Below are 26,711 nucleotides of genomic sequence, written 5' to 3' on the forward strand. Positions count from 1 at the left end.
TGGTAATACGCATTAGCGTATTGACTCCCCGCCAAAGGGCGACTGAAGATGACATCTCACCGCAACCATTGCGAAACACCCATAACACCGGCTTACCGCCGCGTGCCTTGCGGTTGCGGCGCTTCGGCGGGGTGCGCGGGATTCGTGTGGCCTGAGGAGTTGACCCCCCGTGACTCACGCGCGCCCTGATCTCGGTTCTTCCCCCTTCGTGTTCGGACGCAGGAGGCTGCTGGCCCTCGCCGCGGGTGCGGCGGCTCTCGCGGTGCTGCCGGGCAGGCGGGCGTACGGCGCTGTGGCCGGCGGGCCGCTGGCGGATCTGGCGCTGTTGCCGGAGGGGGCGCCGGATCGGCGGGCGTTCGCGCCCGCGGAGCAGCGGTACGCGCCGTACCTGAAGACGCTGGCGCCGATGGTCAACGACATCGAGGACGTGAACCCCGACACGTACGGTTTCATGGCCGGCGGCTGGTGGCGTACGCCGGCCGCCTGGTACAACGCCCGGGTTCAGGAGCACGTCTACACGATGGCCTGGTTCTACGCCAACGCGCGGCCGTGGAACCCGTACGCCGGCGACCCCGCGCTGCTGGCGGCGCTGGACGCGGCGCTGGGGCACTACCTGAAGCTGCAGCATGACGACGGGTCGTGGCCGGAGTACAGCCCGAACGAGCACGGGCGGGCGCCGACGGGGTTCGGGCTGGGGTATCTCAGCAAGACGCTGGAGGTGTTGCGGGGAGCCGGGGCGCTGCCGGAGCGGCAGGAGCAGATCAGGCAGGCGCTGCGCAAGGCCATGGCCTGGTTCCTGGACCTGGAGAACCGGTCGGTGTGGCCCAAGCCGCTGGACTACGCGAACCAGAACACCTCGGGCCTGGCCGGGGCGGGGCTGGCGCTGAAGCTGGACCCGGACCCGGTGCTGCGGCAGAAGCTGACCGACGCCATCGCGGCGCTGGCGCGCGAGGGGCAGAGCCCGGCCGGGTACTTCTACGAGCCGCGCGGCACGGACATGAACTACAACTTCGAGGTCATGCTGCCGGAGATGGCCGAGACCTGGCACGCGACCGGCGATCCGGTGCTGGTGGACATGACGCGGAAGTTCACGGACTGGCTCGGGTACAACCTGATCCGGGAGCCCGACGGGTCTGGATATATCTGCAACGTCGCCATCTCGGCGCGGAGCCAGACCCGCTACTACGACGACACCCGCATCGACCCCGACCGTACGAACCTGGGGTCGCTGTTCGTGCCCGAGGTGCCGGAGCTGGGGGCGTTCTTCAGCGCCCGGGAGGACCTGGCGGAGGCGCGGGCGGCGTGGGCCGCCGATCCCACCCCGGTCGCACAGCTCGCGAAGCAGGACACTTCACCGCGCATCCTCGCGCACGCGCCCTTCGGCGAGGCGATGCCGAGCCGCAAGGCCAAGCGCAAGGCGGTCGCGCGCCTGCCGTACCTGAAGCGCAAGCGGTTCGTGGAACTGCGCGAGGACCTGGGGCAGCAGTACCTGTACGTACGCCGCCCCGGCCTCTACCTCGGCGGGCACTTCGGCACCCGGGCCACCTCGTACGCCCGGATGGGGCTCACCTTCCTGTGGCACCCCGAGGCCGGGATGGTGGTGCACTCGCTGAACAACAACAACCAGGGCTGCTGGGGGACCGTCCTGGCGAGCGGCGCGTTCGACGCGAACGGGAACCTGGCCGCGGAGTTCTCCGGGTTCGACGACGACGTGGTGGGCATCCGCTACCGCACGCCGAACTCCAGCGTCGTGACCGAGGTGTCCGTGTCGCGGAACTCCGTACGGCGGGTCGTGACCGCGACGTCCGCGGCCACCGAGCAGATCCCGCTGATCCTGCACCCCACCGACGTCGTCTCGTTCACGGACGGCACGCCGGTCGCGTACGGGGCGAACGCGACCGCCACCGCCAACGGGCTGGACCTGCGCCGCGGCCGGTCCCTCGTGAGTATCCGGTGGGGCGCCGCCCGCGCGGTGAACTTCCGGTTCGGCTCGTCCAGCTACATGCGGGACGGGAAGCGGCTGCTGCACGTGCTGCGCGTGCCGCACGAGGGGGCACTCGACGTGACGGTGGAGCTGGCCTGATCGGCGGCCAGTAGCAGGATGTTCTTCGCGTGGGTACGGACGAGACTGGAAAGCCCCTCAGACGCCCATGAGAAGGACGTATGCCATGGAATATCGCGTACTCGGCCGTACTGGTATCAAGGTCAGCCCGCTCTGCCTGGGCGCCATGATGTTCGGCTGGTTCGGCGAGCAGTCCCCGGAGCGCTCGGCCGAGATCATCGGCCGGGCGCTCGACGCCGGGATCAACTTCATCGACACCGCCGACGTGTACTCGCGCGGCCAGTCGGAGGAGTTCGTCGGTGAGGCGCTGGCGAAGGCGGGCGCGCGGGACCGGGTCGTGCTGGCCACCAAGTGCCACGGGCCGATGGGCGACGACCCGAACGAGCGGGGCAACTCGCGGCGGTGGATCATGCGGGCCGTGGAGGACAGCCTGCGGCGGCTGCGTACGGACTACATCGACCTGTACCAGATCCACCGGCCCGACCCCGACACCGACATCGAGGAGACGCTGAGCGCGCTCACCGACCTGGTGCGCTCGGGCAAGGTGCGGGCGATCGGGTCCTCCACGTTCCCGGCGTACCAGATCGTGGAGGCGCAGTGGGCGGCCGAGCGGCGCGGGTTCGAGCGGTTCCGGTGCGAGCAGCCGCCGTACTCGCTGCTCGTGCGCGGGATCGAGGCGGACGTGCTGCCCACCTGCGCCGCGTACGGGATGGGCGTGATCACCTGGAGCCCGCTGGCCGGCGGGTGGCTCAGCGGCCGGTACCGGCTGGGGCAGGACGTGCCGCGCAGCCGCCGCGCCGAGCGCATTCCCGGCAGGTACGACATGTCGCTGCCCGCCAACCAGCGCAAGCTGGAGCTCGCCGAGGCGTTCGCCGTGCTGGCGGAGGAGTCGGGGCTGACCCTGATCCAGCTCGCGGTGGCGTTCACGCTCAACCACCCGGCCGTGACCTCGGCGATCATCGGGCCGCGCACGATGGAGCATCTGGAGAGCCAGCTCGCGGCGGCGGACGTACGGCTGAGCGCGGACGTGCTGGACCGCATCGACGAGATCGTGCCGCCCGGCGTGAACGTGAACCGGGAGGACGCCGGATGGCAGCACCCGGCCCTCACCGAGCCCGCGCTGCGGCGGCGGACGACCCGGTAAAAATGCCTCGTGCGGGGGCGAGGACCGCAGTTACCGTCAACGGCATGCGACTCAACCACCTCGCCCTCGCCGTGCGCGACATCGAGCGGTCGCGGCGGTTCTATGAGACCTTCTTCGGATTCGGCGCCGGACCGGCCACGTCGTACGACGACGGCACGCTGATCATCAGGGACGCGGACGGGTTCGATCTGGCTCTGCACCCCGATCCGGAGCCCCGCAAGGTGCCGGATTTCCAGCATTTCGGATTCACCTGCCGGGACGTCGCCGAGCGGCTCGCCGCACTTGAGGACGCTGGCGTGCCGATCGTGGAGCGCTGGTCGGAGCCGGGGTTCGACAGTTTCAAGTGCCTCGATCCGGACGGGTACGTCGTGGAGGTGTACTGGGAGGAGACCACGTCCCAGGATTCGGACACCTCTCGCTAATATCCCTAAAGCGGATATATTCGAATTTATGGGGAAAATTTACGACAGTTTGTCGGAGCGGCTGCGGAGCTTCATCGCCGCGCAGCCCGTCTACTTCGTGGGAACCGCCCCGAATGAGGGCGGTCACGTGAACATCTCCCCCAAGGGGTACGCCGACACGTTCGCGGTACTCGGCGACACGACCGTGGCCTACCTCGACCTCGACGGCAGCGGCGTCGAGACGATCGCCCACATCCGCGACAACGGGCGCATCACCATCATGTTCTGCGCCTTTACTGGGCCGCCCAACATCCTCCGCCTGTACGGCACCGGCCGCGTCGTCACGCCGCTCGACCCGGAGTTCCCCGACCTGCTCAAGCACTTCGGGCCCCACCCGGGCGTGCGCTCGGTCATCGTCGTGGAATGCGACCGGATCAGCGACTCGTGCGGCTTCTCCGTGCCGTTCATGACCTTCGACCAGGACCGTACGCTGCTCGACGAGTGGGCCGGGCGCAAGGACATCCAGCAAAAGCGCGCGTACCGGGCCAAGAACAACCGCGAGAGCATCGACGGCCTGCCCGCCCTTGCCCCCGCCGAGACCGACCCGGTGCACCAGCACTCCTGACCCGGCGGGACGCTACGCTCTCCGCAGGGGCCCCACATGCGTACGGCTCCCGCCCGAGGTGAAGCCGAGCGGGAGCCGTACTCGAAACCGGCCGGTCAGCGGCGGTAGCCCGCCATGCGCTCCAGCCGCGCGATCCGATCGGCGATCGGCGGGTGGGTGGAGAACAGGCGGCCGATGTTGTCGCCGCGGAACGGGTTGGCGATCATCATGTGCGACGCCGACGCCAGCCTGCCGTTCTCGGGCAGCGGCAACTGACGCGCACCCATCTCGATCTTCCTGAGCGCACTGGCCAGCCCGAGCGGGTCGCCGGTCAGCCGCGCGCCCGACTCGTCGGCCTGGTACTCCCGCGAGCGCGAGATGGCCATCTGGATCATCCCGGCCGCGACCGGCCCCAGGACCATCATCAGCAGCGCGCCGAGGAAACCCGGCCCCTCGTCGTCGTCCGATCCCCCGAAGAAGACCGCGATGTACCCGAAGTAGGTGATCATCGTCGCGAGCGCCCCGGCCACCGAGGAGATCAGGATGTCGCGGTTGTACACATGTGACAGCTCATGCCCGATGACACCGCGCAGCTCGCGCTCGTCGAGCAACTGCGTGATCCCGTACGTGACGCACACCGCGGCGTTGCGCGGGTTGCGCCCGGTCGCGAACGCGTTGGGCTGCAAGGTCGGCGAGACGTAGAGACGGGGCATCGGCTGCCTGGCCTCGGTCGAAAGCTCGCGTACGATCCGGTACAGAACGGGCTGTTCCACCTCCCCCACCGGACGCGCGCGCATCGCCGACAGCGCGATCCGATCGGAGAAGAAGTAGGCCACGCCGTTGGACAGCAACACCAGCACGACCGCGATCTGCACACCGGTCCCGCCACCCAGCCATGCCCCGACCGTCACGATCAACGCGGAGAGAGCGCCAAGAAGGACCGCAGTCCGCAAACCGTTGTGGTGCATGAGGCACCCCCTTTCGCTTGATGCGGGCTCGTACTTTCCAACGCGCACGCCCGACCCGGCGTTCCCGCCCCACGCCCTGGTCCCCCCTCATAGCGGGCCTTTCCCGGGAGGCGAGAGCCGCCGCGCCCGGCATGCGGCGGTTTGGCGTACGAGGGCGTGGGCGGTTCATGGAGGCATGTCACAGGGTGTGGGGCATGGGGGGTGGCATGCGGGTCCAGCGTGCAGGGCACGGTGTGCGGCGCAGGGCAGAAGCAGGGGCCCGAGGCACAAGGTGCGACGCGAGGCACATGTGGATGGCGCCGGCGCTGCGGGTGGCGCGTGGGCCTGCGGGCCGTGCTGCGCGTTGGGTCGCGCTCAGGGGTAAGTCGCGGTGCGCGGTCGTGCGGGCCATGCTCGACGTGTTGATCATTGCCCCGACGTACGGGCCGTGCTCCGGCTACGGCCCCGCCCTGCCGGGGCGGCCTGCCCGCAAATGCGGGCCGTGCCCGGACATGCGGGCCGTGCCCGGACATGCGGGCCGTGCCCGGACATGCGGCCACGCCTGACGTGTGGGCACACCTACACACCGCGGCCACCCCGAGCAACACCGACACGCACCGTAGGGCCAGCATGCACCGTCCCCACCCTCCAGTACCACCTACACGGACGGCACGACCACAGGCACCGTCCCCACCCACACCACCACACACGTACAGCACCGCCGGTATGCCCGCGCACGGCCGGCGCCATCAGGCACAGCCGACGCCCGAGCGCAGCGCGTCGCAGCGTGCAGAGGGCCTCAGCCGGGGAAGGCAGGCGGGAGGAGGTCGAAGACCGCTTGCGGGGCGAGGGAGAAGGCGATGGCCACACCCACCGCGATCACGATCGCGACGCCAACCGGAGTCGCCCACTCCCGGGCGGCGGTAGTGGCACCCGTGGCGGCGGGCACTGGCGCGGCTTCCGGTGCGCCGGGCGCCGGGGGAGCCTCCGTTGCGAGTGGCGCTGGTGCGATGTCCCTGGTGCCGGGCACCGGCCCAGCGTTGCCCGTGCCGGACACCGGGCCGGCGTCCCCCGAGCCGGGTCGCACCTGCGCAGCGTTACCCGTGCCGGGCGTCGGCCCAGCGTCCCCTGTGCTGGGCACCTGTACAGCATCCCCAGTGCTTGGTACCGGCGCGATCGACATCGGCACGGCGGCCGGTACGACGGGCTGGGCGCGCAGGGCAGCCGGCGTTGACGCGGTGGGAATCGCCGCAGGGGCGGGCGGGGTGAACAGGCGCGCGGTCCAGGCCACGTAGTAGTAGAGGCCGATCACGGTGTTGACCGCCATGACGATCGCCAGTACGACGCCGCCACCATCGACGATCTCGCGGAACACGACGATCTTGGCGAACAGGCCGGCCAGGCCCGGTGGCAGCCCGGCCAGGCAGATCAGGCAGAAGGCCAGCGCGAGGGCCGCGGCCGGGTTGCGGCGGGCCAGCCCGCGGTAGGCGTCCAGGTCACCGGGCTCCTGGGCGCCTGCCTCTGCTCCGCTCTGGGAAGGGCCGCGGGCCTGCCCGGGCGCAGAAGACGCCTGTGCGAGCACGCCGGGCTCCTGCCCGAGCGCGCCCGGCCCCTGAGTGGACGGGCGGGAGTCCTGGGCGAGCGCGCCGGCGGGTTCGGCCGGGAGTGCGGTGGGGGCGGGGTGGCGGGTGACGTGCATGACCACGGCGAAGGCGCCTAGGTTCATCGCCGCGTAGAAGACCAGGTACGCGACCGACGCGCCCGTGGCGGCGGGGCCGGTCGCGGCGGCCACGCCCAGGGGGGCGAGGATGTAGCCCGACTGCGCGACCGAGGACCAGGCGAGCAGGCGTACGGCGTGGCGCTGGCGGAGGGCGAGGAGGTTGCCGGCCGTCATGGTGAGGGCGGAGATCGCGGCCACCAGGGGGGCCCAGACGTGCGCCTGCTCGGACAGGGCCAGGGCGAGCAGGAGGATGAGCCCGGCGAAGCCGACGGCCTTGGAGATGACCGAGAGCAGGGCCGCGACCGGGATCGGGGCGCCCTGATAGACGTCGCCCGCCCAGGCGTGGAACGGCACCGCCGCCACCTTGAACGCGAAGCCGGCCAGGACCAGCACCACGCCGACCGTGGCCACCGGCGGGGCGTCGGCGGGGATCGCCAGTCGGTCGAGGTAGACGGTGCCGGTCAGGCCGTACAGGAGCGAGACGCCGAACAGCATCACCGCCGTGGAGACCACCGAGACCAGGAAGAGCTTGACCGCCGCCTCGGAGGAGCGGCCGTCGTAGCGTTTGAGGGCGGTGAGCGCGAACACCGGCAGGGAGACGAGTTCGAGCGCCACCACGAGCATGACGAGGTCGCGGGCGGCCGGGAGCGCGACCGCGCCCACGAGCGTGCACAGGGTGAGGAAGTACCACTCCCCCGCCGGGATGCGGCCGTCGGCGAGTTCGCCCATGGAGAGCAGCACGACGACGACGGCCGCCGCGAGCACCAGCCCGGCGAGGACCAGGGCGAAGGAGTCCACGACGTAGGAGCAGGGCGGCTCGCCCGATGCCAGGCCCGGCGGGACGCAGAACGTGCGACGCACCCCTCCGGTGAGGGCCTGCGCGGCCACCGCCGCCAGTGCGGCGAGCACCCCGGCCAGCGTGACCAGGCCCAGCAGGGTCCGGCCGCTCAGCCTGGTCTCCCTTCCTGGGGTGGGAGCGGGCAGGAAGGCGTCCAGCAGCAGTACGGCCGCGGCCGTGACGGCGAGGATCAGTGCCGGGGCGATTGCGGCGTAGTCGATGGTCTGGATCATGGCGCCCCCAGCAACGCGAGTACGGCGGGCGTGGTGACGAGCAGGAGCGCCTTGGGCCACAGGCCGAAGAGCAGGATCAGGCCGACCAGGGGCACCCAGGCGGCGAGCTCGTAGCCGCGGACGTCCGGCAGCAGCGCGAGCGTGCGCTGAGGCGCGCCGGCCCTGTGGCCATGCGCATCCTCGGCCGCCTCGCGGGTGTGGGGTTCGGGCGCCTGGCGGGCGTGGGGCTCGGCCGTCCCGGGGGCGTGGGGTTCGGGCGTCCCGGGGGCGTGGGGCTCGGGCGTCTCGTGGCGGGTGTCGGTGGGCGGCGTCTGGCCCAGGGGGTGGGGGCGGCCGTGGGTCACGCGGGACAGCATGGTGAGGAAGTAGGCCGCCGTGAGCACCGTGCCCACGCCGCCAACCGCCATGAAGACCAGGAAGAGGGGGCGGGACAGGCCGGGGGCCGGGGCGAACGCGCCCAGGAGTGCCAGCATTTCGCCCCAGAAGCCCGCCAGGCCCGGCAGGCCGAGGGAGGCGACGCAGGCGAAGGTGAGCAGCGACCCCAGCCGGGGGACGCGGGCGAGCATGCCGCCGCCCAGGGCGGGCATGTCGGCCGTGCCGTATCGGTCCTTGACCGCTCCGGCCAGGAAGAACAGCAGGCCGGTGATCAGTCCGTGGGCGATGTTGCCGAACAGCGCGGCGTTGACGCCGACCGGGGTGAGCGTGGCGAAGCCGAGCAGGACGAAGCCCATGTGGCCGACCGACGAGTAGGCGATCATGCGTTTCAGGTCGCGCTGTGCCAGGCAGGCCAGGGCGCCGTAGACGATGCCGACGACCGCGAACGCGCCGAGCCAGGGCGCCAGGGCGGCGGCGCCCTCGGGCAGGATCGGGATCGCGATCCTGGCGAAACCGTACGTGCCCATCTTCAGCAGCACGCCCGCGAGCAGCACCGAGCCCACCGTCGGGGCCTCGGTGTGGGCGTCGGGCAGCCAGGTGTGCAGCGGCCACATGGGCGCCTTGACCGCCAATCCGATGCCGATCGCGGCGAAGGCCAGGATCTGCACGCCTCTCGGCATGCCGGCGCCGTGCGCCGCGGCCAGCCGCGGTATGTCCAGCGTGCCGGTCTGCGCCCAGATCAGCAGCAGGCCGAGGAGCAGCACGACCGAGCCGAGCAGGGTGTACAGGATGAACTTCACCGCGGCGGCGCGCCGCGCCCGGCCGCCCCAGATCGCGATCACGAAGTACATCGGGATCAGCACGATCTCGAAGAACAGGAAGAACAGCAGCAGGTCCAGGGCCAGGAACGTGCCGATCATGCCGACCGTGAGCACGAGGAGCGTGAACACCAGCTCGCGGGGCCGCTCGGTGCCGTGTCCGGCGAGGTAGACGAAGCACAGGAAGGTGAGCAGAGCGGTCAGCACGACGAGCGGCAGCGAGACGCCGTCGATCCCGAGGTGGAAGCGGAGCCCGAGACCGGGTATCCACGGCACGTCGATGACGAACTGCGGACGGGCGGCGGCACCGTAGTCGAAGGTCGCGGCGAGGAGGAGCGCGAGCGCGAGGGTCAGACCGGAGACGGCCATGCCGTAGCGGGCCATGAAGCGGGCACGGACGCCCTCCATGGCGGCGGCTTCGCCCTCGGCCGTACGGACGCCTTCTGGGGTGGCTTTGCCTGCCGGGGGGCGGAGTCCCAGCAGGATGAGTGCTCCGGCCAGCGGGACGGCGAGCAGTGCGATGGGCACCCAGGTCATCCGAACATCACCGCCCCAACCGCGATCAGCAGCACCCCGGCGAGCAGGCCGCTGACGTAGAGCTGCAGGTTGCCGTTCTGCAGCAGCCGGACCACGCCCGACGCGCGCAGCGCCACGCCGGCCGACCCGCGTACGGCGCCGTCGACGACGCCGCGGTCGGCGGCCACCACGCCGCGGGCCAGGCCGAGCGCCGGGCGGACGAACAGGGCGCGGTAGGCCGTGTCGAGGTAGAAGGCGCGCTCGCAGGGGACGCGGAAGGGGCCGAGCAGCCGGGCCGGGTCGGCCTGCGGGTCGCCGCGCCAGGCCGCGTACGTGATGCCCGCCCCGAGCAGCGCCAGCGCCAGGCTCACCGCCGCCGCGCTCCAGTGCAGGCCGGTCACACCGCCCGCGAAGCCCAGGAACGCGGCCGGGACCGCCAGCACGACGATCGGCAGGCGCATCGACAAGGGCGCCTCGTCGCCGGTGAACACGTGCGCGGTGCCGGGCTGGGGCTCGGGGAGCGCCACGACCCTTCTGGTGCCGAAGAACGTACGCAGCCAGGCGCGCGTCGCGTACGCCCCGGTGACGGCCACCGTGGCGAGCGCGCAGGCGTAGAGCAGCCAGGCCGCCGCGTCGGTGAGGGTGCCGCCGGACACCGAACGCTCGACGGCGACGAGCACGGTGTCCTTGCTGAAGAAGCCGCTGGCCGGCGGCAGGCCCATCAGGGCGGCGAAGCCCACGGTCATGGTCGCGAACGTGACCGGCATGGCCGTGCGCAGGCCGCCCATGTCGCGCATGAGGTTGGAGCCCACGGCGTGGATGACCGCGCCCGCGCACAGGAACAGCAGCGCCTTGAACGCGCCGTGGGTGACCAGGTGGAAGATCGCCGCCTCGTCGTCGCCGGCGGCGAGCGCGGCCGCCATGTAGGCGAGCTGGCTGATCGTGGAGTAGGCCAGCACCCGCTTGAGGTCCTCCTGGGCGAGCGCGGCCAGCGCGGCGCCCAGCATGCCGAGCGCGGCCATCACGGCCAGCACGTCGAGCGTGGGCCCGGCCCCGAGGAAGGCGGGGAAGAGCCTGGCCACGACGTAGATGCCCGCGGCGACCATGGTGGCGGCGTGGATGAGCGCGCTGATCGGCGTGGGGCCCGCCATCGCGTCGGGCAGCCAGGTGTGCAGCGGCACCTGGGCGCTCTTGCCCGCCACCCCGGCGAGCAGCAGCAGCGTCGCCACGGTCAGCGCGGCCGTGGACATCTGCGGCAGTCCGGCGAGCACGTCGGCGATGCGGAAGCTGCCGGTGCCGACACCGAGCGCGAAGATCCCGAACAGGAAGCCCACGTCGCCGATCCGGGTGACCAGGAACGCCTTGACCGCCGCCCTCGAGTTGCCGCGATCCTCCCACCAGTGGCCGATGAGGAGGTAGGAGCACAGGCCCATGACCTCCCAGCCGACGTAGAGCACGAGGAGGTCCGCCGCGTAGACCACCAGCAGCATGGCGCTGGTGAACAGGCTGACGAAGGCGCTGTAGGACGGGTAGCGCGGATCGTCGCCGAGGTAGCCGACGGAGTAGACCTGGACGGCCAGGGCGACCAGGGTCACCAGCAGGCCGACCGTCACGGACAGGGCGGTGAGCTCCAGGCCCACCGAGATCGGCAGGCCCCCGGTGTCGATCAGGGTCAGGGTGCCCGAGACGGCGGCGTCCGCGTCTCCTGTGCCGGCGCCGGTGCCGGTCCAACCGAAGGGGCGTCCTCCGGACCACCACAGGACCGCGATCCAGATCGCCAGCACCGTGGACACCGCGGTCGGCACCACGGCGATCCACGCGGCACGCCGGTTGGCCCGCCGGTCGGGCGGCGGCTTCACCAGCACCGCCTCCTCCGGCACGGCCCGCTCGGCCGCCACCCGCTCAGCCTCCGCCCACTCCGCCCACTCCGGGTCCTCCGGATAGGCGGCCTCAAGGCGCGCGGTCTCAAGGTAGGCGGTCTCAACCTCCGGATGGGAGGCAGCCGCGGCGGGGGTCGAGGGTTTGGCGGGGGTTGGAGGGCTGGCGGGGGTTGGAGGGTTAGCGCGGGTCGAGGGTTCGGCCGCAGGCAGGTGTTCGGCGGAGGTCCCGGGTTCGGCGGAGGTCCCCGGTTCGGCGGAGGTCCCCGGTTCGGCGGAGGTCCCCGGTTCGGCGGAGGTCGGAGGGTTGGCGGAGGCCGACGGCTCGGCCGCAGGCAGGTGTTCGGCGGAGGCCCGGGGCTCGGCGGAGGCCCCGGGCTCGGCGGAGGCCGGAGGGGTGGCAGCGGTCGAAGGCTCCGCCGTCGGCACGTGTTCGGCGGTGGTTGGAGGTTCGGCAGAGGGCTGGGGCTCGGCCGGGGTCGGGCGTCCGGTAGAGGTCGAGGGCTCGGCGGTCGGCGAGGGCTCGGCGGTCGCCGGGGGTTCGGCGGCAGTTTCAGGGGCGGCTGGGGGCGGGAGTTCGGTCCGGGGGTGGGGTTTGTTGGTGGACGGTGGTTCGGGAGCGTTGGGTGGTTCTGGGGTGGGGCTGGAGGGGTGGGCGGGGACGGTGGAGGGCGGCGTGGTGGAGCGAAGGCGGGAGCCGAGGAGGGCGGCTGCGGCGGCGAGGAAGGGCAGCAGGGTGGCGATGACGGCGAGGGTGATCACGGTGTCGGCCTCCCGCTTCTGCTCGCGCCTCTTGTGCCGGTGGCACCGCCGCCGTGGATGGTCGTGCCATCGGCACCACCTTGGATGGTTGCCTCACCCGGATCGCCTGGGTTGGGCGCGTCGCCGCCATCGCGCTCGGTGAGCGCTTCGCTGCCACCGCGCTGAGGGGGCGCTTGGCCTGTTTGGGAGGGCGCGTCGGTGGGTGGGGGCTTTCGGGCGGCTTGGGGGGTGGGCGTGGGGCCCTGGGGGTCGTCCGCCTCCTCTGTGGTGGGGTATCCGGGCGGGTCGGTCAGGGTGGTGAGGGAGTCCAGGTCCACCGTACGGCGGGTGCGGTAGACGGCCAGGACGATGGCCAGGCCGATGCCGACCTCGGCTGCCGCGATCACGATGACGAACAGGGTGAGGACCTGGCCGCCGTGCAGGCGGTCGCGCAGCCATACGTCGAACGCGACCAGGTTGAGGTTGACCGCGTTGAGCATGAGCTCGACCGACATCAGGACCAGGATCGTGTTGCGCCTGGCCAGCACGCCGTACACGCCGATGGAGAAGAGCAGTGCGGAGACCACGGCCGGGTAGACGATGTGCACTACCGCCCCCTGATGTCGGTGCGGGACAGCACGATGGCGCCGACCAGGGCCGCCAGCAGCAGGACGGACAGCGCCTCGAACGGGAGCACCCAGTTGCGGAAGATGCTGCTGCCCAGCTCACCGGCCGTTCCCCTGCCCGGCGTCAGATCCGCGTACGCCGTTCTGAAGCCGTCGATCACGACCGTGACCAGTACGGCGGCGGTCGCCACGGCCACTATGGCGGCGACGACGCGGTTGCCGCTGTCGAGGCCGGGCGATCTGCCGATGGGGGCACGGGTCAGCATGATCCCGAACAGCAGGAGCGCTACGACGGCGCCGACGTAGATGAGCACCTGGACCCATGCGACGAACTCCGCGGTGAGCACCAGGTAGCACCCGGCCAGGGCGCCGAACGAGACGACCAGCCACAGAGCGGCGTGGACGAGCTGTTTCGTCGTGACGACCAGCAGCGCCGATCCCACCGCCACCGCTCCCAGGAGCAGGAAGACGATCTCCTGTCCGGTCGGTGACAGGTAGGACGGCACCGCCTCGTTCACGACCCCTCCTTGGGCTCCTCGGTCTCGGGGCCTCCGGAGGAATCCGGAGGCTCGTGCCGACCCGGCCGACGGTGGCCGGGGTCACGGGGAGGAGTGTGCCCCGGTGGTGCGTTCTGGGAAGCGTCCGAACGCGATTCTGTGGATGGAGGTGCCGGCAGGCCGGGACTCGGCCGCGATCCTGTGGATGGTGGCTGCGGGTGCCTCCGCGACTCCGGCGGTTCCGGTGGATGCGGTTCTTCCGGTGGATGCGGCGGTTCCGGCGCCTGAGGGGGCGTGTGCGGCTTCCGTGATTCCGGCGGTTCCGGCGGTTCCGGCGTCTCGGCGGGCTGCGACGCTTCCGGGGGTTCCGGCAGTTCCGGCGCCTTGGCAGGCTGCGGCGCTTCCGGCGGTTTCGGCACTCCCGGGGGCTGCGACGCTTCCGGCACTCCCGGCGCTCCGGGCGCTCCGGACACCGGCGCTCCGGGCGCTCCCGACGCTCCCGGCGCTTCCGGGGGCTTGGGTGGCTCCATCTGGCGCGCTGGCTGCGGGGGTTTGGGCGGTTCCAGCAGCTTCGGCGGCTTGGAGGGCTCAGGCTCCGCCAGGGACTCAGCGGGCTGGGACGGCTCGGACGCCTCCGGCTGCTGAGGCTGGGGACGCTTCTTGGGCAGCGAGCCCGGGGGACGGATGGCGCGCACGGCGGCATGGGAGGTGGCTCCCGCCCGGCGCTGCGCTCTGGGCGTCCCTTCTCTGGGTGTCCCTTCTCTGGGTGTCCCTTCTCTGGGCGTCTCTTGTTCGCGGGGTGACTGCTCTCCCGAGGCGGGGGGCTGGTCTGGGCGCGTCGTGGGGCCGGTGGCCGTACCCTCCGGTGCCGTGGTCGTAGCCTCTGGGGGCGTCGTCGGGCCGGGGGTGGGCCGTTCCACGGGCGTGGGGGCCGTAGGCGGGGTGCTCTCGCCGGCCTCGGTACTGGGAGCGGCCTCGGTGGTCGGCCGGCCCGCCGTCGGGCGGTCTGCGCGGGGTGGGCGCTGCTGGGCCGCTGGGCGCTGCTGGGCCGCTGGGCGCTGCTGGGCCGCTGGGCGTTGCTGGGCCGCTGGGCGTGCCGGGGCGGACGGGCGCGGTGGGCGGGAGGCGGCGGCGAGTTCTTTCGGGGGCTCCGCGGTGGGGTCGTGGGCCGGGGGCGGGGGGACGGTCTCGACCCACTCGCTCAGGCGGTCCTTCTCGTGGATCAGGTTGCGGATGTCGTAGTCGGCGTACTCGAACTCCGGGGACCAGAACAGCGCGTCGAAGGGGCAGACCTCGATGCAGATCCCGCAGTACATGCACAGCGAAAAGTCGATCGCGAACCTGTCGAGCACGTTGCGGGCGCGCGGCCGGCCGCCCTCGGGGGCCGGGAGGGTCTCCTTGTGGGAGTCGATGTAGATGCACCAGTCGGGACACTCGCGGGCGCAGAGCATGCAGACCGTGCAGTTCTCCTCGACCAGCGCGATGACCCCACGGCTACGCGCCGGCAGGTCAGGGCGGACCTCCGGGTACTGCTGCGTCACCGACCTGTTCAACATGTGCCGCAGCGTGATGGACAAGCCCTTGGCGAGTCCTACTCCTGGTATGCGGGCCACTTCAACATCATGGCGCACCTTGCCCCGAAGGTGAATGTGCACAGTCTCTGTCCCCAGGTTTTCCACAGGGGGTTCGCCAGAACGACCGTTTATCCACAGGGCCTGTGGATAACTCGCCCGATACGTGCTCTTTATCCACAGGTGCCGTTCGGCGTCCACAAGAGGTGAGAAGCTGATGCGTCGAATACGGAGAATGGATACCTTCACGCCATGGCTTCTGCTGGCGAGCCGTCCGGGCATCATCCCGGACCCGGCTATCACCCCGGCCCCGCGCCCGGACCGACCGGGCACGGGTACCCGCCGTCGTACGGCGGGCCGGGGCAATCCCGCGCGGGGCACGATCCCGCCGGCCACGGGCCTCACCCCGGCCAGACGCCGGGACCCGGCTACGGGGCCCCCGGACCCCGGCCGGGGTACGGGGGGTCTCATCCGGGCGGCGGTCCACACGTGCCTCATGCAGGCGGTCATATGGGTGGTGGTCCATACGCGCCCCAGCCAGGCGGGCATCCGGGCGGTGGTCCACACGCTCCCCGGGCGGGTGGTCCTCATCCGACTCATGTGGGAGGGCACGGGTACGGGGGGCCGCACGGGCCTCACGGAGGTGGCGGGCACCCCGGGTACGGGCCGCCGACCGCCGGGCCCACCGCGTTCGTCCCCGGGCCGTACGGTGCGCCGCCTCCGCCCCCGCCTCCGCGGCAGTCGGGGACGCCGACGGCCCTCACCGTCATGTGGGCGCTCGTCCCCATGTTGACCTGCGGCGTCGGCACGCCGTTCACGATCGGGCACGCCGCCATGCGGCTCAAGAGCAAGCTGCTGTGGCTGGCCTCGGCGCTGTACGCGATCGGCGTCATGACGTTCTGGGGCGTGATCTCCACGTACGAGGACACCGACAAGATCCCCGGCTGGCTCAACGGGCCGATGATCATCGGGTTGTTCGGCGGCACCATCGGTGCGGTCGTCCACTCGTTCCTGATCCGGTCCAGCGTGTTCCGGCGGCCGCAGAGCCCTTACGAGCACGCCCAGGTGACGCAGGTGCCCGGACCCCCGTCCGGCCATGCCGTCCAGCAGCCGCCGGTCGATCAGCACACGACGCAGACCCACCCGTCGGCGGGGGCCGTGCGGCAGCCGGGGTCGCCGCTGCGTGCGAACGATCCGGTGCAGGTCGGGCCGTACCGGCTGGCGCGCATGCTGGGCAAGGGCGGCCAGGGGGCGGTCTACCTCGGGCTGGCGCCCGACGGCACCCGGGTCGCGGTGAAGGTGCTGCACGACTGGTTCGCCGGTGACGAGGCCGCCAAACAGCGCTTCCTGCGGGAGGTCGAGGCGGCGCGGCGGGTGGCGCAGTTCTCCACCGCCCGGGTGATCGACGTACGGGTGGACGCCGACTCGGCGTACATCGTGAGCGAGTTCGTGGACGGCAGCTCCCTGGAGCAGCTCGTACGCGAGCAGGGCCCGCGCGACGGCGACGGGCTGACCCGGCTCGCGCTGGCGACGGCGGGGGCGCTGGCGGCGATCCACAAGGCGGGGATCGTGCATCGCGACTTCAAGCCGGCCAACGTGCTGATCGGCGCCGACGGGCCCCGCGTGATCGACTTCGGCATCGCGCGCGCCCTCGACCAGACCAGCGGCACCGCGAACAAGATCATGGGGACGCCGGCGTACATGTCGCCGGAGCAGTTCGCGGGCGGCGACCTCACCCCGGCCTCCGACATCTTCAGCTGGGCGGCCACCATGATCTACGCGGCGTCGGGGCGGCCGGCGTTCGGCGCCGACACCATCCCGGCCATCGTCAACCGGGTGCTCAACCACCACCCCGACGTCACCTGCCTGCCCCCGAACCTGCGCGCGCTGGCCGCCGCCTGCCTGGACAAGCAGCCCGGCAACCGGCCCACGGCGTCCGACGTGATGCTGGCGATCGTGCACTGACTCACCTGGTCGCGTCGCGGGCCAGGGCGGTGAGTCTGAGGTACTCGGCGCGGGTCAGGGTGCGCGACTCGTAGCCGAGGACGTGCCGCTCGGCGAAGCGGTGCACCGCGTCCGGGGGCCAGGGGCCGGGCAGGTGGACGAGGGGCGTGCCCTCGGTGTCCAGGACGAACAGGCCGCGCAGGTCCTCGTGCCGGTAGAGCAGCAGCAGGTCGGCCTGGCCGGGCTCGTGGCCGATGGGGCGGCGGACGTGCAGGCCGGGGCCGGTGATCTCCAGGCGGGCGCGGCGGACCTTCATGGTGCCGGCGGGGCCGGAGACCTCGGCACCGGTGCGCATGCGGGCGGCGCGGCGGCGCAGGACGAGGCGGTGTACCGGGGGGAGGCGGAGGAAGGGGCCGTAGGCGAGCACGAGCCCGGCCGCGACCAGGCCGGCGACGACGGGGCTGACGAAGTGCAGGCCGATCCCGCCGAGGATGCGGCCGGTGACGCCGAAGACGCGCGAGAGCACGCTGACGCCGCCGCCGGCCAGGGTGGCCGCGACGATCAGGGTGTGCCAGGCGATCCGCTGGGCCAGGGGCAGGGAGCGGCCGGAGCCGGACAGGCGGCGCCAGCCGGGGGCGCGGCGGGCCAGGGTGGCGCGGGCTCGGGCGGGGTCGGAGAGGCGGACGACGGAGTGGCGGGCGCCCAGGGCGGCGGCGAGCGCGGCGGCCTCGGGGCCGGGGTGGTGGTGCGGCAGGTCGAGCAGGACGAGGCCGTCGGCTCGGTGGCGGCCAGGCCGGTGGGGCGGGGGGTGCGGCTGCGGCGGGAGAGGCCGCCGCGCCGGGGGTTCGGGTCCAGGTCGAACCCGTACGCGATGAGGTGCGCGACCCGGCCGGGCTCGACGCGTACGCGGGTGCCGTCGCGGGCTTCGGCGAGCAACGCGCCGTCGTCGGCCCACACGCGGACGCCGTCGTGGCCGACCAGCGCCCCGCCGGATAAGTCGGGTAACTCCGATACGCCGGTCATGCCATGAGCACCTTGACCACCCCGGTGAGGGCGAGCTGGGCCAGGGCCAGCGGGACCAGGCCGATCCAGGCGAGCTTCTGCAACTGGTCCTCGCGCAGCCTGGGGTAGCTGACGCGCAGCCAGATCACCACGAAGGCCAGGGCCAGGACCTTGATCAGGGTCCAGACGGGGCCGGGGAGCCAGGGGCCCTGCCAGCCGCCGAGGAACAGCACGGTGGTGAGCGCGGAGAGGACGACGATGCCGACGTACTCGGCCAGCAGGAACAGGGCGAAGCGCATGCCGGTGTACTCGGTCATCGGGCCCATGATCAGCTCGGACTCGGCGACGGGCATGTCGAAGGGCGGGCGGCGCAGCTCGGCCAGGCCGGCGACGAAGAACACCACGGCCCCGACCGCCTGCCAGGGCAGCCACCACCACTGCCACGCCTCGACGATGCCGGGCAGCGAGAGCGTGCCGGCCGCCATCGCCACCGACGAGGCCGCCAGCACCAGCGGCAGCTCGTACGACATGAGCTGGGCCGCCGACCGCATGCCGCCCAGGGCGGAGTACTTGTTGCCCGAGGACCAGCCGGCCATGATCGAGCCGAGCACGCCGATGCCCATCACCGCGAGCACGAAGAACAGCCCGGCGTCGAGGTCGGCGCCGATCAGGCCGGGGCCGATCGGGATGACGGCCATGACCACGAGGTAGGGCACCAGGGCCACGCCCGGGGCCAGGGCGAAGACGCGCCGGTCGGCCGCCGCCGGGATCACGTCCTCCTTCTGGGCGAACTTGACGCCGTCGGCGATGAGCTGGGCCCAGCCGTGGAAGCCGCCGGCGTACATGGGGCCGAGGCGCGACTGCATGTGCGCCATGACCTTGTGCTCGGTCTGCCCGACGACGAGCGGCAGCACGAGGAAGACCAGGACGATCACCAGCAGCCGCACGGCGGCGTCGAGCACCTCAGCCATCGCGGCTCCAGTCGGGGGGTACGCCGGGCGGCAGGGTCTTGCGGCGGCTCGGGGAGCCGTGGTCGGACTCGCCGGGCTCCTTGGCGCCGGGCCAGCCCTTGGCCACCCGGGAGGCCAGCACGAACTCCTTGCGCAGCGGGTGGCCCTCGAAGCCGTCGGGCAGCAGCAGCGGGACCAGGTTGGGGTGCCCCTCGAAGATCACCCCGAACATCTCGTACGTCTCGCGCTCGTGCCAGTCGGCGCCGCGGAAGATCCCGGTCACGGTCGGCAGCCGGGGGTCGGCGCGGGGCACCCGGGTGCGGGCCAGCAGGTGGGCCCGGTCGGCGGGGTCGTACACGTGGGCGACCACCGCGAAGCCCTCGGGCGGCTCGTCCACGCCGGTCAGCCAGTCGAAGAAGACGCAGCCCAGCTCGTCGCGGGCGAACCGGAGCAGGTCGGGCCACAGCTCGGCGGGCGCGTCGGCGGTGACCTCGCCGAAGGACTCCGACAGCGTGACACGCTCGCCGAAGTGGGCGGCCAGCCGCTCCATGAGGCGGTCGGCGGGCCGGGCCGTCATGACCGGCCGCCGTCGGCGCGCGGGCCGGTGTAGCGGTCGCCCAGGGACTCGGCGGCGATCTTCTCCTGCAGCTTCATGATGCCGTGCAGCAGGGCCTCGGGCCGCGGCGGGCAGCCGGGGATGTAGACGTCCACGGGGATGATCTGATCGACGCCCTTGGTGACGCAGTAGGAGTCCCAGTAGGGCCCGCCGGTGTTGGAGCAGGCGCCGAAGGACAGGACGTACTTCGGGTCGGGCATCTGCTCGTAGAGCCGCTTGACCGCGGGGGCCATCTTGTCGGTGACCGTGCCCGCGACGATCATCAGGTCGGCCTGGCGGGGGCCGTTGGCGAACGGGATCACCCCGAACCTGATGAAGTCGTGGCGGCTCATCGAGGTCGCGATGAACTCGATCGCGCAGCACGCCAGGCCGAAGTTGAACACCCACAGCGAGTAGCGCCGGCCCCAGTTGAGCACGAACCGCATGGGCTTGGGGGCCAGCCTGGAGACGGGGCCCACGGTGGGCATCGGTAGATCGGCCATGTGCGGCATTGTTCACCTCCCGGGGAGGCCGGGCCATCTCGGATCGCGATCGGACGATGGGAATCTCGGCGACGGGAATCTCATCGGGCGATCACGTCCACGACAGCACGCGTTTGCGCCAGGCGTACACGATGCCGAGCGCGATGAAGCCGAGGAACAGGAACATCTCCACCAGCGTCGTCATGCCGAAGCCCGGCGCGGCGAAGACCGTGGCCCACGGGAACAGGAAGACCGCGTCGACCGCGAACACCACGTACAGGTAGGTGAAGACGTAGTAGCGGACCTGCGACTGGGCCCAGCCCTCGCCCACCGGATCGACCCCGCACTCGTACGTGGTCAGCTTCTCGGCCGTGGGGCGGCTCGGGCGGAGCAGGCGGCTGCCGGACAGCGCCCCGGCCACGATCGCGACGCCGATCGCGAAGAGCGCCACCACCAGCGCATAGGAGCCGAAGTAGCCACCCATGTCTCGATCGTATCCCCGCCCGGCGTTCCTGTAACCGGCCGCTTCCGGACCACCGGCCTGCCGGTGCGCGAGCGCCCGGCGGCGTACGATGGCGTTCGGCACGCTTGGGGCACTCCCCTCGTCGCTCACGCCAATGGGGGACATATAGTTGAGCCTCGTGACCCGAACCATCCTCTTCGCACGCCTGCACGTGGACCTGTGCCGGCTGGCGGCGGGGCTGTGTCGCGCCCACCGTCTCCGGTCGTGACCGCGCCGTTCGACGGCATGCGCACCCACACACGACGACCCGGGCTCCGTCTTGCGAAGACCCCCAGCCGGACGCGGTACGGGCCGCCCACGGGGGCCGGTCGCCCGCGGCTCCACCGGAACCGCCCGATCGGCCGGCCCGTATCTGTTGACGACTCCTACTCCGCGGCCCGCGAGGACCTGCGACGTACGTCACACTCCTCCGCAGAGTGGAACGCGAATGAACAACGCGTGACCCCAGGGATCTAGCATGGAATTGAGAGACATGCCACGAGCAACGGCGCCATTGCGCGTCGAGGAGGACTGAGCTGTGACCAAGCAGGTTCAGCAACTCGACCGCGTCATCATCCGCTTCGCCGGCGACTCCGGCGACGGTATGCAGCTCACCGGAGACCGATTCACCGCGGAGACCGCGGAGTTCGGCAACGACATCTCCACGCTGCCCAATTTCCCGGCCGAGATCCGTGCCCCCGCGGGCACCCTGCCGGGCGTGTCGAGCTTCCAGCTCCACTTCGCCGACCACGACATCCTCACGCCGGGCGACGCGCCCAACGTGCTGGTCGCGATGAACCCGGCCGCGCTGAAGGCCAACCTGGGCGACCTGCCGCGCGGGGCCGACATCATCGCCAACACCGACGAGTTCACCAAGCGCAACCTGACCAAGGTCGGCTACTCGGCGAACCCGCTGGAGGACGACTCGCTGGCGGCCTGGCGGGTGCACGCGGTGCCGCTCACCTCGCTGACGGTCAAGGCTCTTGAGGGCTTCGACATCTCCAAGAAGGACGCCGAGCGGGCGAAGAACATGTTCGCGCTCGGTCTGCTGTCCTGGCTCTACCACCGGCCGACCGAGGCCACGGTCAAGTTCCTTGAGACGAAGTTCGCCAAGAAGCCCGACATCGCCAAGGCCAACGTCGCGGCCTTCCAGGCGGGGTGGAACTACGGCGAGACCACCGAGTCGTTCTCGGTGTCCTACGAGATCAAGCCGGCCAAGCTGAAGCCGGGCGTCTACCGCAACATCTCCGGCAACCAGGCGCTGGCGTACGGGCTGATCGCCGCGTCGGTGCAGGCCAAGCTGCCGCTCTTCCTGGGGTCCTACCCGATCACGCCGGCCTCGGACATCCTGCACGAGCTGTCCAAGCACAAGAAGTTCGGGGTGCGCACCTTCCAGGCCGAGGACGAGATCGCGGGCGTGGGCGCGGCGCTGGGGGCCTCGTTCGGCGGGGCGCTCGGCGTGACCACCACCAGCGGCCCCGGCGTGGCGCTGAAGGCCGAGACGATCGGCCTGGCGGTCACCACCGAGCTGCCGCTGATCGTGGTGGACGTGCAGCGCGCGGGCCCCTCGACCGGCATGCCGACCAAGACCGAGCAGACCGACCTGCTGATGGCCATGTTCGGCCGCAACGGCGAGTCGCCGGTGCCGATCGTCGCGCCGTCCTCGCCGAGCGACTGCTTCGACGCCGCGATCGAGGCGGCGCGGATCGCGGTGAAGTACCGCACCCCGGTCATGCTGCTCTCGGACGGCTACCTGGCCAACGGCTCCGAGCCGTGGCAGGTGCCCGACGTCTCCGAGCTGCCCGACATCTCGGTCGAGTTCGCCTCGGCGCCCAACGGCGACGACGGCACGACCTTCCACCCGTTCAAGCGCGACCCGGCCACGCTGGCCCGGCCGTGGGCGATCCCCGGCACCGCCGGGCTGGAGCACCGGATCGGCGGCATCGAGAAGGCCGACGTCACCGGCAACATCTCCTACGATCCGGACAACCACGACCGCATGGTCCGGCTGCGCCAGGCCAAGATCGACGGCATCGACGTGCCCGACCTCGAGGTCGAGGACCCCGACGGCGACGCCCGGGTGCTCGTGCTCGGCTGGGGCTCCACGTACGGCCCGATCGCCGCCGCGGCCCGCCGGGTGCGCAAGGGCGGCGGCAAGGTCGCCCAGGCCCACCTGCGCCACCTGAACCCGCTGCCCGCCAACACCGGCGAGGTGCTGCGGTCCTACGACAAGGTGCTGCTGCCCGAGATCAACCTCGGTCAGCTCGCGCTGCTCCTGCGGGCCCGGTTCCTGATCGACATCATCAGCTACAACCGCGTACGCGGCCTGCCCTTCAAGGCGGAAGAGCTCGCCGGCGTCATCCAGGACGTGATCGACAGTGAGTGACATCGTCAACGGCCTCAACGGCAGGGGCCTGTCCCTGGTGCCCAAGAGCGACGCCAAGCAGTCCATGAAGGACTACAAGTCCGACCAGGAGGTGCGCTGGTGCCCGGGGTGCGGCGACTACGCCATCCTGGCCGCGGTGCAGTCCTTCGTGCCCGAGCTGGGGCTCAAGCGCGAGAACATGGTGTTCGTCTCCGGGATCGGCTGCTCCTCGCGCTTCCCGTACTACATGAACACCTACGGGTTCCACTCCATCCACGGCCGCGCGCCGGCCATCGCGACCGGGCTGGCCGCCTCGCGGCCCGACCTGAGCGTGTGGGTGATCACCGGTGACGGCGACTCGCTGTCCATCGGCGGCAACCACCTGATCCACGCGCTGCGCCGCAACGTCAACCTGAACATCCTGCTGTTCAACAACCGGATCTACGGGCTGACCAAGGGGCAGTACTCCCCGACCAGCGAGATCGGCAAGATCACCAAGTCCACGCCGATGGGCTCGCTGGACAAGCCGTTCAACCCGATCTCGCTGGCGATCGGCGCCGAGGCGTCGTTCGTGGCGCGCACGATCGACTCCGACCGCAAGCACCTGCAGTCGGTGCTGCGCGAGGCCGCCGAGCACCGCGGCACCTCGCTGGTGGAGATCTACCAGAACTGCAACATCTTCAACGACAACGCCTTCGAGCCGTTGAAGGACCCCGCCACCCGCGACGACATCACGCTGCGGCTGGAGCACGGGCAGCCGGTCGTCTCGGCCACCAAGGCCGTACGCCGGGGGCCGCGCGGCCTTGAGGTCGTCGAGCGCTCCTCGGTGGCCGAGGACGAGATCCTGGTGCACGACGCCCACGACCCCGACCCGTCCACGGCGTTCGCGCTGTCCCGGCTCGACGACCCGGCCTTCGAGCACGTGCCGATCGGCGTGTTCCGCAACGTGGACCGGCCGACGTACGACGAGATGATGCGCGAGCAGCTTGAGACCGCGGTCGCGGCCCAGGGTGCGGGCGACCTGAGCGATCTGCTGCTGTCGGGCGACACCTGGCGGATCAACTAGTCACCTCCGTGACGGACCGCGTGCCATGGCCGGCACGCGGTCCGTTCGCGTTCACGCGCCGCCGGTCCTGAGCTTGTCGTAGTAGGCCAGGCAGGTGGCGTAGTCGGGCAGCAGGCCGCCGCTCAGGGCGTCGGCCAGCGAGGGGGCGGCGGCGTCCTTGGGCGACAGCACCGGCGTGATGTCCTCGGGCCAGCGGATGCCGAGCTCGGGGTCGAGCGGGTGCACGCCGTGCTCGCGCGCCGGAGCGTACGGCTGCGAGCACAGGTAGACCACCGTGGCCTGCTCGCTCAGCGCCATGAACCCGTGCCCGATCCCCTCGGCGAGGTAGACGGCCGAGCGGGTGCGGTCGTCCAACTCGGCCGCCGCCCACCGGCCGAAGGTCGGCGACCCCACCCTCAGGTCCACCGCCACGTCGAGCACCGCGCCGCTGACGCAGGTGACGAACTTGGCCTGCCCGACCGGCACGTCGGCGAAGTGGATGCCGCGCAGCACGCCGCGGCGCGAGACCGAGCAGTTGGCCTGCGCCAGGCCGAGCCGGTGGCCGACCGCCTCCTCGATCCAGTCCGCCCGGAACCACTCCAGGAAGTCGCCCCGGTCGTCGGAATGAATGGTCGGGGTGACCAGATATGCGGCTTCGAATCCCAGTTCCTGCACGCGCCCAAGCCTCCCATGAAATCCCATCAATCCATGACCTGCGCGACAAATGTTTATCTGGGATAGTTGTCGGTGCTCGATGCAGGTGATGACCGGATGGTAGGAGCTCGATGAGCCGTCTCAATGCCTTGCGCGGCCGATTCGTGGACGCGCCCGATTCGCTCGGCGCCAAGGCACGCGCACGCCGCTGGAGCTGGTTCGCGGCCAGCTTCCCGAATCTCCGCGAAATGTCGGTCATCGACCTCGGCGGCACGGCCTCCGCGTGGCTGCGCGCCCCCGTACGCCCGGCACGCGTCCACATCGTGAACCTGGAGCACCCGCCGGCGGACCTGCCCGACTGGATCCGCGCCGACGTGGCCGACGCCTGCGAGCTGCCGCCCGGCATCCTGGACGACTCCTACGACCTGGTCTTCTCCAACGCGGTGATCGAGCACGTGGGCGGGCACGCGCGCCGGCAGATGTTCGCCGACGCGGTGCACAAGCTGGCCGAGCGGCACTGGGTGCAGACGCCGTACCGGTACTTCCCGGTCGAGCCGCACTTCCTGTTCCCCGGCTTCCAGTTCATGCCGCTGGCGGCCAGGACCGCCGTGCTGCGGCGCTGGCCGCTGGTGCACACGCCGTCCTCCGACCGCGACACCGCGCTGCGGCACGCCATGGAGGTCGAGCTGCTCAGCGTGACCGAGATGCGGCACTACTTCCCGTCCTCGCGGCTCCGGTACGAGCGCATGGGCGGCCTGGTGAAGTCGATCATCGCGGTCAAGAGGTAGGCGTAACTCCTGACTCCTAGGGCTCGGGGACGGGGGTGCCGTCCTCCCAGGTGTTGCCGCGCCAGACGTTGCCGGGCCCGTCGGAGTCCCAGTAGGCGGCCGGGCCGTAATAGCCGCCCTTCGGCCACACCCGCTTGCTGAACACGTTGTCGATCACCTGCACGTTGGACGAGACGCCCTTCTTGCCCGCGCCGCCGTACAGGGAGTAGCCGCCGCCCGCGAGCAGGTTGCCCTGCACGATCGTGTCGCGCGGCACGCCGAAGTCCTGGAACAACGCGATGGCGCCGGTCTGCACCAGGTTGTTGATCACGGTGTTGTACCGGATGACCAGCTTGGTGCCCGGCGCGGCGGCGCCGGTGGACATGATCATGTCGATGTGGTCGCCCTCGTACTCCACCGGGTCGTGGAAGTAGGAGTGCTCGATCAGGCCCTGGTCGGTCTGGATGCCGTTGGAGATCGTGTGGATGTCCACGGCCCGCACCGTGATCATCTTGCCGTTGTTGAGGATGCCGAACTGGGTGCGCTCCTCGCCGTTGCCGAAGACCTCGGTGTTCTCCACGACCAGGCCGGTCCTGCCCTCGCGCTGGATGATCCCCCAGTGGCCGGGCTGGCCGTTCACCCGGGTGTTGCGGATGGTCACGTTGTCCGCGTCCACGTTGATCTCGCCGTGGACGTCCATGCCGTCGATGACGGCGCCGTCCTCCTTCACCGTGATCGAGCCGCTCTTCTCCAGCTCGACGCCGTCGGGAACGCCGGTGTTGCCGGCGTTCGGCCACCCGCCGGGCGGCTGCTCCGGCTGCTCGGTGGGGGACACGGTGGGGGTCGGGGTCAGCGTGGGCGTCTCGGAGGGGGTGGGCGTCGGGGTGGGCGTCTCGGAAGGGCTGAGCGTCGGGGTGGGGGTCGGGGTGCGGGTGAAGGTGCGGGTCGCCGTGGGCGTGTGCACCGGGGGCTGAACGGGGGTCCGGGTGGGGCGGTGCGTGTACGTCCAGCGCGGGCGGGGCGTGCGCGTGGGGCGGTGCCACCAGCGGTCGGGACGGCCCCGGCCGGCCGCCACGCCGGGCGAGACCTCGGGTGACGGGCTCGCCGGCCCGGCCGCCGCCTTCGACGCCGCCGCGGACCTGGAGGCGGCGGCGTCGGCCTCGGCCAGCTCCTCCTTGTCCAGCCCGCCGGGTAAGGCCTCGGCGATGGAATCGGCGCTGATCTCGCACCCGGCGAGCAGGATGACGGCCGCGGACATCCCGGCCAGTACGCCGGCGCCACGCCGGGTGCCCGTGCGGGGGCTCCTCCGACTACTGCCCATGGCAGGCTCCTTTCAGAAGCCCCGAGAGTCTTACGGCGGCGATGATAACGATCGGATCACTAGTCAAACCGCAATATCACGAAAAATGTGGCAATCAGCCGCACAACGCTGCCG

22 protein-coding genes and 1 pseudogene are annotated in these 26,711 nt (G+C 71.4%); 8 read left to right on the forward strand and 15 right to left on the reverse strand.

Features of this window, described 5'->3' with window-relative positions; all coding sequences use genetic code 11:
• Window positions 1-208: 208 nt before the first annotated feature.
• The 4 genes from HNP84_RS47250 to HNP84_RS47265 all read left to right on the forward strand — a co-directional run bounded on the left by HNP84_RS47250 (window position 209) and on the right by HNP84_RS47265 (window position 4,232).
• Window positions 209-2,083: a hypothetical protein gene (locus HNP84_RS47250; protein WP_185056691.1), complete on the forward strand. Its 1,875-nt coding sequence runs from the start codon at window positions 209-211 to the stop codon at window positions 2,081-2,083.
• Between the two features lie 85 nt (window positions 2,084-2,168).
• Window positions 2,169-3,206 (forward strand): aldo/keto reductase, encoded by a 1,038-nt coding sequence (locus HNP84_RS47255; protein ID WP_185056692.1) that lies wholly within the window; start codon window positions 2,169-2,171, stop codon window positions 3,204-3,206.
• 44 nt (window positions 3,207-3,250) lie between these two features.
• Entirely contained in the window at window positions 3,251-3,628 is a 378-nt protein-coding gene (locus HNP84_RS47260; RefSeq protein WP_185056693.1) for a VOC family protein, read from the forward strand.
• Window positions 3,629-3,656: 28 nt separating this feature from the next.
• Complete coding sequence (locus tag HNP84_RS47265) at window positions 3,657-4,232, forward strand: pyridoxamine 5'-phosphate oxidase family protein (RefSeq protein WP_185056694.1); 576 nt, start codon at window positions 3,657-3,659, stop codon at window positions 4,230-4,232.
• A 95-nt stretch (window positions 4,233-4,327) separates the two neighbouring features.
• Here the strand turns inward: HNP84_RS47265 and htpX are convergent, their stop codons facing one another.
• From htpX to HNP84_RS54455, 7 genes and pseudogenes are all read right to left on the reverse strand, one after another.
• Window positions 4,328-5,179 (reverse strand): zinc metalloprotease HtpX, encoded by an 852-nt coding sequence (gene htpX, locus HNP84_RS47270; RefSeq protein WP_185056695.1) that lies wholly within the window; start codon window positions 5,177-5,179, stop codon window positions 4,328-4,330.
• 778 nt (window positions 5,180-5,957) lie between these two features.
• A complete protein-coding gene (locus HNP84_RS54450) occupies window positions 5,958-7,949 on the reverse strand; it encodes an NADH-quinone oxidoreductase subunit N (RefSeq protein WP_246519539.1) in 1,992 nt (663 codons plus the stop codon).
• A complete protein-coding gene (locus HNP84_RS47280) occupies window positions 7,946-9,679 on the reverse strand; it encodes a complex I subunit 4 family protein (protein WP_185056696.1) in 1,734 nt (577 codons plus the stop codon). The genes HNP84_RS54450 and HNP84_RS47280 overlap by 4 nt, the downstream gene beginning before the upstream one ends.
• A complete protein-coding gene (locus HNP84_RS47285) occupies window positions 9,676-11,556 on the reverse strand; it encodes an NADH-quinone oxidoreductase subunit 5 family protein (RefSeq protein WP_312927279.1) in 1,881 nt (626 codons plus the stop codon). Before HNP84_RS47285 ends, HNP84_RS47280 begins: the two co-directional genes overlap by 4 nt.
• A gap of 1,031 nt (window positions 11,557-12,587) precedes the next feature.
• Window positions 12,588-12,884 (reverse strand): annotated as a pseudogene (gene nuoK, locus HNP84_RS56585) (NADH-quinone oxidoreductase subunit NuoK); the annotation flags it as partial.
• Window positions 12,884-13,420, reverse strand: a complete 537-nt coding sequence (locus HNP84_RS47295) for an NADH-quinone oxidoreductase subunit J family protein (protein ID WP_185056697.1) — start codon at window positions 13,418-13,420, stop codon at window positions 12,884-12,886. The pseudogene nuoK and the gene HNP84_RS47295, both read right to left, overlap by 1 nt.
• Window positions 13,417-15,570, reverse strand: a complete 2,154-nt coding sequence (locus HNP84_RS54455; protein WP_312927280.1) for a NuoI/complex I 23 kDa subunit family protein — start codon at window positions 15,568-15,570, stop codon at window positions 13,417-13,419. Before HNP84_RS54455 ends, HNP84_RS47295 begins: the two co-directional genes overlap by 4 nt.
• 186 nt (window positions 15,571-15,756) lie before the next feature.
• On the opposite strand from HNP84_RS54455, the gene HNP84_RS47305 reads away from it, so the two are divergent.
• Window positions 15,757-16,935 (forward strand): serine/threonine-protein kinase, encoded by a 1,179-nt coding sequence (locus HNP84_RS47305; protein ID WP_221337657.1) that lies wholly within the window; start codon window positions 15,757-15,759, stop codon window positions 16,933-16,935.
• Between the two features lies 1 nt (window position 16,936).
• On the opposite strand, the gene HNP84_RS47310 is transcribed toward HNP84_RS47305, so the two are convergent.
• From HNP84_RS47310 to HNP84_RS47335, 6 genes are all read right to left on the reverse strand, one after another.
• A complete protein-coding gene (locus tag HNP84_RS47310) occupies window positions 16,937-17,440 on the reverse strand; it encodes a hypothetical protein (RefSeq protein ID WP_185056699.1) in 504 nt (167 codons plus the stop codon).
• 35 nt (window positions 17,441-17,475) lie between these two features.
• On the reverse strand, window positions 17,476-17,937 hold the full coding sequence (locus HNP84_RS47315; protein ID WP_185056700.1) for a hypothetical protein: 462 nt from the start codon (window positions 17,935-17,937) through the stop codon (window positions 17,476-17,478).
• Entirely contained in the window at window positions 17,934-18,887 is a 954-nt protein-coding gene (gene nuoH, locus HNP84_RS47320) for an NADH-quinone oxidoreductase subunit NuoH (protein WP_185056701.1), read from the reverse strand. The genes HNP84_RS47315 and nuoH overlap by 4 nt, the downstream gene beginning before the upstream one ends.
• Window positions 18,880-19,443 carry an NADH-quinone oxidoreductase subunit C gene (locus HNP84_RS47325; protein WP_185056702.1) on the reverse strand — a complete coding sequence of 188 codons (564 nt, stop codon included), beginning with the start codon at window positions 19,441-19,443 and terminating at the stop codon, window positions 18,880-18,882. The genes nuoH and HNP84_RS47325 overlap by 8 nt, the downstream gene beginning before the upstream one ends.
• Window positions 19,440-19,964, reverse strand: coding sequence for an NADH-quinone oxidoreductase subunit B (locus HNP84_RS47330; RefSeq protein ID WP_185056703.1), 525 nt, complete (start codon window positions 19,962-19,964; stop codon window positions 19,440-19,442). The genes HNP84_RS47325 and HNP84_RS47330 overlap by 4 nt, the downstream gene beginning before the upstream one ends.
• 91 nt (window positions 19,965-20,055) lie before the next feature.
• Window positions 20,056-20,427, reverse strand: a complete 372-nt coding sequence (locus tag HNP84_RS47335) for an NADH-quinone oxidoreductase subunit A (protein ID WP_185056704.1) — start codon at window positions 20,425-20,427, stop codon at window positions 20,056-20,058.
• A gap of 556 nt (window positions 20,428-20,983) precedes the next feature.
• Here HNP84_RS47335 and HNP84_RS47340 point away from each other — a divergent pair.
• Together HNP84_RS47340 and HNP84_RS47345 are read left to right on the forward strand one after the other, a co-directional pair.
• Window positions 20,984-22,831, forward strand: coding sequence for a 2-oxoacid:acceptor oxidoreductase subunit alpha (locus HNP84_RS47340; RefSeq protein WP_185056705.1), 1,848 nt, complete (start codon window positions 20,984-20,986; stop codon window positions 22,829-22,831).
• Between the two features lie 64 nt (window positions 22,832-22,895).
• Window positions 22,896-23,876 (forward strand): 2-oxoacid:ferredoxin oxidoreductase subunit beta, encoded by a 981-nt coding sequence (locus tag HNP84_RS47345; protein ID WP_185056757.1) that lies wholly within the window; start codon window positions 22,896-22,898, stop codon window positions 23,874-23,876.
• 51 nt (window positions 23,877-23,927) lie between these two features.
• Here the strand turns inward: HNP84_RS47345 and rfbC are convergent, their stop codons facing one another.
• Window positions 23,928-24,530 carry a dTDP-4-dehydrorhamnose 3,5-epimerase gene (gene rfbC / locus HNP84_RS47350; protein ID WP_312927283.1) on the reverse strand — a complete coding sequence of 201 codons (603 nt, stop codon included), beginning with the start codon at window positions 24,528-24,530 and terminating at the stop codon, window positions 23,928-23,930.
• A 110-nt stretch (window positions 24,531-24,640) separates the two neighbouring features.
• On the opposite strand from rfbC, the gene HNP84_RS47355 reads away from it, so the two are divergent.
• Window positions 24,641-25,297, forward strand: coding sequence for a class I SAM-dependent methyltransferase (locus tag HNP84_RS47355; RefSeq protein ID WP_185056707.1), 657 nt, complete (start codon window positions 24,641-24,643; stop codon window positions 25,295-25,297).
• 16 nt (window positions 25,298-25,313) lie between these two features.
• Here the strand turns inward: HNP84_RS47355 and HNP84_RS47360 are convergent, their stop codons facing one another.
• Complete coding sequence (locus HNP84_RS47360; protein ID WP_185056708.1) at window positions 25,314-26,597, reverse strand: right-handed parallel beta-helix repeat-containing protein; 1,284 nt, start codon at window positions 26,595-26,597, stop codon at window positions 25,314-25,316.
• Window positions 26,598-26,711: the final 114 nt, after the last annotated feature.

This window comes from Thermocatellispora tengchongensis (assembly GCF_014202315.1).
In the GTDB taxonomy this organism is placed as follows: Bacteria; Actinomycetota; Actinomycetes; order Streptosporangiales; family Streptosporangiaceae; genus Thermocatellispora; species Thermocatellispora tengchongensis.